Annotated in this window: 9 protein-coding genes; all 9 read left to right on the top strand. The window is 40.8% G+C overall.

Annotation, left to right across the window (positions count from 1 at the left end; translation table 11 throughout):
* A partial coding sequence (locus ACFE90_RS03805; protein WP_375497868.1) for a hypothetical protein occupies positions 1 to 180 on the top strand: 180 nt, incomplete at its 5' end.
* Positions 181 to 197: 17 nt separating this feature from the next.
* Entirely contained in the window at positions 198 to 1,799 is a 1,602-nt protein-coding gene (locus ACFE90_RS03810; RefSeq protein ID WP_375497870.1) for an alkaline phosphatase D family protein, read from the top strand.
* Positions 1,800 to 2,164: 365 nt separating this feature from the next.
* Complete coding sequence (locus tag ACFE90_RS03815) at positions 2,165 to 2,410, top strand: type II toxin-antitoxin system HicB family antitoxin (RefSeq protein WP_375497872.1); 246 nt, start codon at positions 2,165 to 2,167, stop codon at positions 2,408 to 2,410.
* Positions 2,411 to 2,412: 2 nt separating this feature from the next.
* Complete coding sequence (locus ACFE90_RS03820) at positions 2,413 to 2,631, top strand: type II toxin-antitoxin system HicA family toxin (protein ID WP_375497874.1); 219 nt, start codon at positions 2,413 to 2,415, stop codon at positions 2,629 to 2,631.
* 94 nt (positions 2,632 to 2,725) lie between these two features.
* Complete coding sequence (locus ACFE90_RS03825; protein WP_375497876.1) at positions 2,726 to 3,985, top strand: AAA family ATPase; 1,260 nt, start codon at positions 2,726 to 2,728, stop codon at positions 3,983 to 3,985.
* Positions 3,986 to 3,993: 8 nt separating this feature from the next.
* The gene (locus ACFE90_RS03830) at positions 3,994 to 4,518 is read left to right on the top strand and encodes a hypothetical protein (RefSeq protein WP_375497878.1); all 525 of its coding nucleotides are present in this window, start codon (positions 3,994 to 3,996) and stop codon (positions 4,516 to 4,518) included.
* 150 nt (positions 4,519 to 4,668) lie between these two features.
* Entirely contained in the window at positions 4,669 to 5,877 is a 1,209-nt protein-coding gene (locus ACFE90_RS03835) for an AAA family ATPase (RefSeq protein ID WP_375497880.1), read from the top strand.
* Complete coding sequence (locus ACFE90_RS03840; protein WP_375497882.1) at positions 5,877 to 6,593, top strand: DUF4276 family protein; 717 nt, start codon at positions 5,877 to 5,879, stop codon at positions 6,591 to 6,593. Before ACFE90_RS03835 ends, ACFE90_RS03840 begins: the two co-directional genes overlap by 1 nt.
* Positions 6,594 to 6,694: 101 nt before the next feature.
* A complete protein-coding gene (mutS, locus tag ACFE90_RS03845; protein ID WP_375497968.1) occupies positions 6,695 to 9,331 on the top strand; it encodes a DNA mismatch repair protein MutS in 2,637 nt (878 codons plus the stop codon).
* The last annotated feature ends 75 nt before the right edge of the window (positions 9,332 to 9,406 follow it).

Below are 9,406 nucleotides of genomic sequence, written 5' to 3' on the forward strand. Positions count from 1 at the left end.
TTGGTAGATGAAGTTTTTCCGGCTTGTGTGTACACCGTAGCCTTAGCATCCGGGTGGGGTGTAAGGGGTGGGGTTCTTATTTTTAATTTATGCAAGAAGTCTATTAACCCTTGGATAACCCAAGCTTTACTTGTTGGGATAAGAGAATGTGCTAAACACTTATTCTGTAATACTTCTTAAGCTTGGCATTATTTATCATGGAATCTAATCGCCCATCGCAACTAAACCGCCGCCAGTTTTTGCTTCGTTCAACTATCACAGCAGGTGGAATTATTGCCACAAATCTTGTATCGAAATCACAAGTTTTTGCCCAAGCGCCTGCAATTATCACCTCTGACAAAGTGCGTCCTGCTATACCTTATGGTGTAGCTAGCGGAGATATTTCCAAAGATAGCATTGTTATTTGGAGTCGCAGCGATCGCCCCGCCAAAATGATCGTAGAATACTCTACCAGCGAATCTTTTAAAAATGTGCAGCGAGTTGTAGGGCCCAATGCTCTAAAAAATAGTGACTTTACAGCACGACTTTATCTGAGGAACCTGCCACCAGACCAAAAATTATTTTATCGGGTGATCTTCCAAGATTTAAATTATCAAGGCACTTACAGCGCTCCTGTCAAAGGCACTTTCCGCACTCCCCCCAAATCTGGGCGAGATGTATTCTTTGTTTGGGGTGGTGACACTGCCGGTCAGGGATGGGGGATTAATCCTGAGTTTGGTGGAATGAAAATTTACGAAACTATGCGCCAACTTCACCCCGACTTTTTTATTCATTCTGGCGATAATATTTACGCCGATGGCCCAATTCAATCAGAAGTAACTTTAGACGACGGCACTATTTGGAAAAACATCACTACACTAGAAAAATCCAAAGTAGCAGAAACTCTCACAGAATATCGTGGTAACTATATCTACAATTTACTGGATCAAAACATCAAGCGCTTCAACGCTGAAGTTCCCATATTGGCACAGTGGGACGACCATGAAACAAGGAACAATTGGTATCCTGGGCAAATTATCCTGAACGATGACCGTTATACAGTTAAGGATGTTAACTTGCTATCCCAAAGGGCAAGGCAAGCATTTTTGGAATATCTACCTATTGGTTATGAAACAAATGATCCAGATAAAGCGAAAATTTATCGCTCCTTCAACTATGGCCCATTATTAGATATTTTCATGCTAGATGAGCGCACGTACCGGGGGCCAAACAGCCCCAATAATCAGCCAGTACCAAGCGAAAAAACAGACTTTTTGAGCAAAAAACAAGTGGAATGGTTGAAAAGGCAATTGCTCTCATCAAAAGCAACATGGAAAGTGATTGCGAGTGATATGCCTTTGGGATTGATAGTTAAAGACGGTAGCACTGATTTTGAAGCTTGGGCTAATGGAGATGGCCCAGCTTTAGGAAGAGAATTAGAACTTGCCGATTTACTACGATTTATCAAAAATAAGAATATCCAGAATGTTGTTTGGTTAACTGCTGATGTACATTATGCAGCAGCCCACTATTACAACCCCGCTAAAGCACAGTTTACCGACTTTAAGCCTTTTTGGGAGTTTGTTGCTGGACCTCTTAACTCTGGCACATTTGGCCCCAATGAATTGGAAAATACTTTTGGCCCACAATTAATATTTCAAAGCCTTCCTCCAGGTACGAAAGCAAATCGACCCCCAAGTGAAGGTTTGCAATTCTTTGGAGGAGTTAAAATTAATGGAAATACAAAAGTGATGACGGTAACACTGCGTAACTTGGTAGGGAAAATTGTTTACAGTGTAGATTTACCCCCAGAAAAATAAATCATCAAAAACTGAGCGAAATGTAGCCAGTTAGATAGAGTAAAAACCTGAATTATTACTCTATCTAATTGGCTTTTATATTTTTTGTTGAGAGGGTGTAAAATCGCCAGACAAATGAGCAAGTATTTAATGCTAAGTAAATATATCTAAAAAAGTATCAGAAATTGTGACTCACCTTTTAAACCGCCTTAATTTGCGTAACAGATCGCAGATGGCAATTTATGCTAACTCTATTTATAGTGTTTAAATTTTTTTGGATAATTTATGCACTGGAGCGATCGCACCAAAAGGGTAAGAATGCTTGAGCGTAGGCATCGCCACTGATAAAAGCTAAATTGAAGTAAGTACTGGATTGTTTAATTATTATGCTGGCAAGCTATATTGACCAAGCAATGGAACTAGCGGTTTATGAGATTATTGAAGATGAGCAAACTTATTGGGGTGAAATTCCAAGCTTACAAGGAGTCTGGGCAAATCATCAAACGTTAGAAGGATGTAGGCGAGAATTAAGAGAGGCTTTAAGTGATTGGCTAGCGCTACGGTTACATTTGGGGTTAACGATTCCCGTAATTGCTGGTATGAACCTCAATGAACTGACCAAACCTGTATAAAAATGTCTAGATTAACTCCTGTTTCTTGGCGTGATTTAGTAAAACGTCTGCAAGAGTTGGGCTTTGAAGGCCCCTATGCCGGAGGAAAGCATCCACAAATGCGGCGAGGTGATGTTACTGTAATTATTACCAATCCTTATGAGGGTGATATTAGTGTGGATCTATTATCGCGGCTATTGCGACAAGCTGGAGTTTCTCGTGAAGAATGGTTGGGTGAGTGAAATTTTAAAGGTGTATTAAACTCTGCGATTTGCATCTTAAGTTGTTATCAAGAGTATTAGTAAAAATATAATTTTATAATTTTTGGAGTTGGTCATGCTTAAGCAACTCATTCTTGAAAATTGGAAAAGTTTCCGTTATGCGGAGCTTCCACTTGACCCATTGACTGTTCTGATTGGGACAAATGCCAGTGGTAAGTCCAATGTAGTTGAAGCTTTGGAATTTTTACAAAGAATAGCTAGAGGTGAGAATGTTGAAGCAGCTTTAGCAGGAGATAAAACACTTACATCTATTAGAGGTGGCTTAGAGTGGGCTGCACTTAAACCCGAAACTCAATTTACATTAAATGCTTTAGTTCAGGGTGAAGATGATAAAGCAGACTACTTATATGTTATACAAACACAAATAGTAAGTGAAGTCAAAGTTATAGAAGAATATATTGAGCGTCAAAATTTAAATGAAGATCGTGTTATTAATTATGTAGAAAAATTCACTGTTAAAAAAATAGATTTAAATACAAGAACTGGGATGAAAGAGCCAGTAACTTCTTTTGATTTTAAGGATATTATATCTAATCATATATATTTCAGCATTGCCGAAGATGGTAGCATGGTTTTTGAAAAAGAACTTCAACAAAGATGTTTTCCCTTAAAAATTAAAGCTATCAATTGTGTTGTTTCCACTCTGAAAGAAATTTTGATCCTGAATCCTATTCCCTCTAAAATGCGTGAGTATTCACGCCTATCTGACACTCTTGAAAGCGATGCCTCCAATATTGCTGGTGTATTAGCAGCATTATCTGAAGAACATAAAACTGAAGTAGAATCCACTCTATCTAACTACATCAAAGATTTGCCAGAAGGTGATATTCAAAAACTATGGGCAGAAAAAGTGGGCAGATTTGGTACTGATGCAATGCTTTACTGTCAGGAAGAATGGAAACCTGGTCATGTTACAGAAATTGATGCTAAAACAATGTCAGATGGAACTCTCCGCTTTCTAGCAATACTCACAGCACTACTCACTAGACCAGAAGGTAGTCAACTAGTAATTGAAGAAATAGATAATGGTCTTCATCCCTCCCGTGCAGAATTGCTAGTTAAAATACTGCGAGAAATTGGTCAGAAAAGAAAAATTGATATTTTACTGACTACCCATAATCCAGCTTTGCTTGATGCTTTAGGCCCAGAGATAGTTCCTTTCGTGGTTGTCGCCCACCGCGATCAAGAAACTGGAGAAAGCAAACTTACTCTTTTAGAAGATATTGAAAATCTTCCTCTTTTGTTAGCATCGGGTACTTTAGGCAGACTAGCAACTAAAGGCGCAATTGAAAAGAGCCTTTCTGATAATAAGTAAAATGAGATATGAGAAAGGTTTTGATTATTGATACATCAATCCTTTGCGTCTACTTAGGTGTACCTGGTAAAGAAACTTGTGGTTCTGATAATGATAAATGGGATAAAAAAAGAGTTGAAGCCCGTTTTCAGGAAGAAGAAAAACAAGGTGCAAAGTTTATACTACCAATAGCAACAATTATAGAAACTGGTAATCACATTGCACAAGCTAACTCTAAGCGATATGAAATTGCTCAAACTTTCGGTAATATTTTAGTGAAAGTAGCAGATGGAGTTATACCTTGGGGAGTTTTTGAAACTCAAGTGGGTGAACTTTGGAATTCAGAGCAATTGAAACAGTTGGCTACTGAATGGCCTACTCTAGCATCTAGAAAGATTTCTATCGGAGATGCGACAATTAAGACTGTGGCTGAATATTACGCCAAAACCAGTAGCACATTCCAAGTAGAAATTTTTACGGGCGATGCGGGACTCAAGGCTTATGAACCAGTTACCCCAGCGTCTACGCGTCGAAGCAGTCGCAAAAAAGAGTAAAATATCCTTGAGCGTAGGCGTAGCCCGCCGCAGACATCGCCCTTTGCCTGTATATCAGGTTACCATTAAATACTGAGGTAATTCTGTCCATAATTACTAGCAAATATGACATTAATAAAATATAGATAATTAACTAAATAGGAAAACCTAATGGACGGTAAAAGATTTATCCATTCTATTCGATTAAAGAATTTTCTTTCCTATGGAAATGAAGATGAAGAAATTGAACTGCAACCGCTTAATGTTTTAATTGGGGCTAACACTTCAGGTAAATCGAATTTAATTGAAGCAATTGGAATTTTAAAAGCAACACCAACAGACTTACCCGCCCCATTTCGGCAAGGTGGAGGGGTTAGCGAGTTTCTGTGGAAGGGTGGACAGGAAAATCCAGTAGCCAAAATAGAAGCTAATTTAGATTACCCTCAAAGACCCCAAAATTTACGTTATCAAGTTAGTTTGACAGCGATTGGTCAAAGAAGACTACTAGAGCTAGTTGATGAAGCTATAGAGAATGAACGACCATATCCAGGATCAGATGATGTTTATTTTTACTATCGTTACCAAAGAGGTCGTCCGGTTTTAAATATTAATAAGTTAGACGATGACTTCAACATTCAACGTACTCGTACTCTTCGGCGAGAAGATTTAATTCCAGATCAGTCAGTCTTATCTCAGCGAACAGATCCAGATTTGTATCCAGAACTCTCTTATCTCAGCACTACATTTTCTAATATAGCTTTATATCGTGACTGGCAGATGGGGCGATATTCAGTACCAAGAAATGCTCAAAAGCCTGACTTACCTGAACATCCTCTACTAGAAGATGGTAGTAATCTGGGTCTATTTTTAAACAACTTAAAAAATAAAATAGGTCATAGAAAAATTATTGAAAAGCTGAAAAAGTTTTATGAAGCAGCCGAAGAACTGGGTGTAATAATATCTGGCGGTACAGTACAGATAATTATTCGTGAAGAGGGTTTGATTGAACCAATTCCGGCAAATCGATTATCTGATGGTACGCTTCGTTATTTATTTTTAATGGCTTTACTACTTGACCCAACTCCACCACCACTTATTTGTCTTGAAGAACCAGAGATTGGTTTACATCCAGATATTTTATCCACAATTGCAGAAATGCTAATCGACGCATCACAGAGAACACAATTAATAGTGACAACTCATTCTGATGCTTTAGTTTCTGCTTTGAGTGAATATCCAGAATCAGTAATAGTTTGTGAACGAGATAAAAAAGGTAGCCACCTCCATCGTCAGGAATCTGAGAGATTGAAAAAATGGTTAGAAAAGTATACGCTTGGTGATCTCTGGCGGATGGGGCAAATTGGTGGAAATCGTTGGTAATGAAGATATACATTTATATTGAGGGTGCTGGAGATGAAGATGATACTGAACTGCTACTCAGACCACGCCCAGGTTTTCGTAGTGGGATCAGGAGTGGAAAAGAAACCACAACTGGACTACGCCCAGGTTTTATAAAATTTTTTCACGAACTATATGATATTGCAGGTGAAAACATTAAAATATTTATCGTTATGTGTGGATCAAGGCGTGATGCTTATGAGGATTTTAAAACGGCTTTAGAGTCTCAAGTAGAAGCTTTCAATGTTTTATTAATTGATGCTGAATCTCCGGTTGATTCCACTGTTACACCTTGGGAACATCTGAGAAGTAGAACAGAAGATCATCCTTGGATTTTAGATGCAGTTAATTTTGACGATGAGCAATGCCAACTGATGGTGCAAACAATGGAAGCATGGTTTATTGCTGATATTGATGCTTTAAAAGAGTTTTATGGGGAGGGATTTAGGGAAGATGGAATTGAGCGTTTAATGGCACAATATCAGAATGTAGAGCAAATTTCTAAAGAAACTTTGTATATCCAGTTAAAGACAGCTACCCGTCATTCAAAAAATGGCAAGTATGAAAAAAGAACTAAAAGGACACACGCTCCGAAGCTTTTAGCGTTGTTGAATGTAGCTAGGGTTCGTCAAGCTTCGCCATACTGCGATCGCCTCTTCACTACTTTAACAGCAATAATCGGTGCATCAGCAAGCTAATATAACAAAGGGTAAAATATCCTTTAGCGATCGCCATTCAACTTTCACATCACGTTATCATCGGATCTTGGGGAATTTCCGTGCGTAACTCGATAGCATCTATGACCGCCTCTGACTCTGAAACTCCATCTAGCAAGCCCGATGCAAGTACTTTTATTTCTGACCATCAACAGGTGGATCGCAGTAAGCTAAGTCAAATGTACTTGCACTATGTCGAGACGAAGGATAAATATCCTCACGCGGTATTGCTGTATCGGGTAGGAGATTTCTTTGAATGCTATTTTCAAGATGCTGTAAAACTAGCGCAAGAATTAGAATTAGTCCTCACTAGCAAACAAGCTGGCGAACAAGGACGAGTGGCGATGTCTGGTGTTCCGCACCACGCTTGGGAACGCTACGCAACGCTGCTGGTAGAAAAAGGTTATGCAGTCGTAATTTGCGACCAAGTAGAAGATGCTTCTGAAGCTGCTGGTAGATTGGTACGACGGGAGGTAACGCGCATCCTGACTCCTGGCACTTTGCTGGAAGAGGGAATGCTCAAATCAAGTCGCAATAATTACCTAGCAGCAGTAGTAATTGCCGCAAATCATTGGGGTTTAGCTTATGCAGACATCTCCACAGGGGAATTTCTCACGACTCAAGGCAGTGATTTAGAACATCTGACACAGGAATTAATGCGCTTGCAACCTTCAGAGGTGCTGGTTCCGACAAATGCGCCTGATTTAGGTAGTTTGCTACGTCCCGGAGAAACTTCGCCACATCTCCCCCAGTGTTTGCCACCATCATTTTGCTATAGTTTGCGATCGCAAGTTCCCTTTTCCCAAGCTGAAGCTAGACCTAGATTATTACAGAAATTTAAGGTGCGATCGCTCGAAGGACTTGGTTGCGATCATCTTCCCCTCGCCGTTCGTGCGGCTGGCGGTCTTCTGGAATACTTAGAAGATACTCAAAAAGAAAACCCAGTTACCCTTCAAAGACTCCGCAGCTACACTGTCACCGACTACCTAATTGTTGACAATCAAACCCGCCGTAATCTGGAAATTACCCAAACTGTTCGGGATGGTACTTTTCACGGTTCTCTACTTTGGGCATTAGATAAAACTAGTACAGCGATGGGCGGGCGGGCTTTACGGCGCTGGTTATTGCAACCCCTACTCGATATTAAAGGCATTCGGGCGCGGCAAGATACCATCGAAGAATTGATGGAAAATACGCCCCTGCGTCAAGATTTGCGGCAATTGTTACGCCAAATTTATGATTTGGAACGACTCACAGGCAGGGCAGGTTCTGGTACAGCTAATGCTAGAGATTTAGTAGCTTTGGCAGATTCCCTCTCACGCTTACCAGAATTATCCAGCTTAGTAACCCAAGCGCGTTCTCCATTTCTAAAAGCTTTGCAGAAAGTCCCAACTGTGTTGGAAGAATTAGCACAAAAGTTACACGCGCATCTTGTCGAGTCGCCACCCATACTAATCAAAGAAGGCGGATTGATTCGCCCCAGTGTAAATCCCCTGTTAGATGAGAGAAAGGCAACTGTAGAAGCGGATCAGCAATGGATTGCCAATTTAGAAGTTGATGAGAGAGCTAAAACGGGTATTTCCACTCTGAAGGTAGGATTTAACAAAACCTTTGGTTATTATATCAGTATTTCCCGCACGAAAGCTGACCAAGTACCCGCTAATTATATCCGTAAGCAAACCCTGACGAATGAGGAACGTTACATCACCCCAGATTTGAAGGAACGGGAAGCCCGGATTCTCGCAGCACGGGATGATTTAAATCAGTTGGAGTATGAGATTTTTACGGCGTTGCGCGAAGAGGTAGCACAAGAGGCGGAAGTGATTCGCAATCTGTCTCGTGCAGTCGCGGCGGCGGATGTGTTGTGTGGTTTGGCTGAGTTAGCGGTGCATCAAGGTTACTGTCGTCCAGAAATGTTATCAGGAAGGGAGATAAACATAGTTGATGGCCGTCATCCGGTGGTAGAACAGTCTTTACCTGCGGGTTTCTTTGTGCCGAATTCGACGCAATTGGGAGGAGAGTCATTTGTCATTAGTCATACCCTGCGGGAAGGCGAAGCGCCTATGTCATTGGGAGATGACCAAGGACAAATAACAAATGACAATCCCGATTTGATCATCCTCACCGGGCCGAATGCGAGTGGCAAAAGTTGTTATTTGCGTCAGGTGGGATTGATTCAGTTAATGGCGCAGATTGGTAGTTTTGTACCAGCTAGGTTTGCCAGATTAGGAATATGCGATCGCATTTTCACCCGTGTAGGTGCAGTAGATGATCTTGCAACTGGTCAATCTACCTTCATGGTGGAGATGAATGAAACGGCGAATATTCTCAATCATGCCACATCTAGGTCGCTAGTACTGTTAGATGAAATTGGTCGCGGAACAGCGACATTTGATGGTCTTTCCATAGCTTGGGCGGTGGCAGAATATATAGCAGTGGATATTCGGGCACGAACGATTTTTGCTACTCATTACCATGAATTGAATGAACTGGCAAGCATTCTGCCGAATGTGGCTAACTATCAGGTAACAGTCAAGGAATTACCCGACCAAATTATCTTCTTGCATCAAGTTCAACCGGGAGGCGCTGATAAGTCTTATGGTATTGAGGCCGGAAGATTGGCGGGTTTACCAGCCGTAGTTATTCAACGAGCAAAACAAGTAATGGGGCAAATCGAGAAACACAGTAAGATTGCGATGGGGCTGCAAAATCTGGATTGATATCTTACCGGATTTCCTTCAGATTGTAAGCCGATGCATTAACAATGCAGACCGACGCATTAAGATTGTAAGCCG

Source organism: uncultured Nostoc sp., from assembly GCF_964245445.1.
GTDB lineage: Bacteria > Cyanobacteriota > Cyanobacteriia > Cyanobacteriales > Nostocaceae > Nostoc.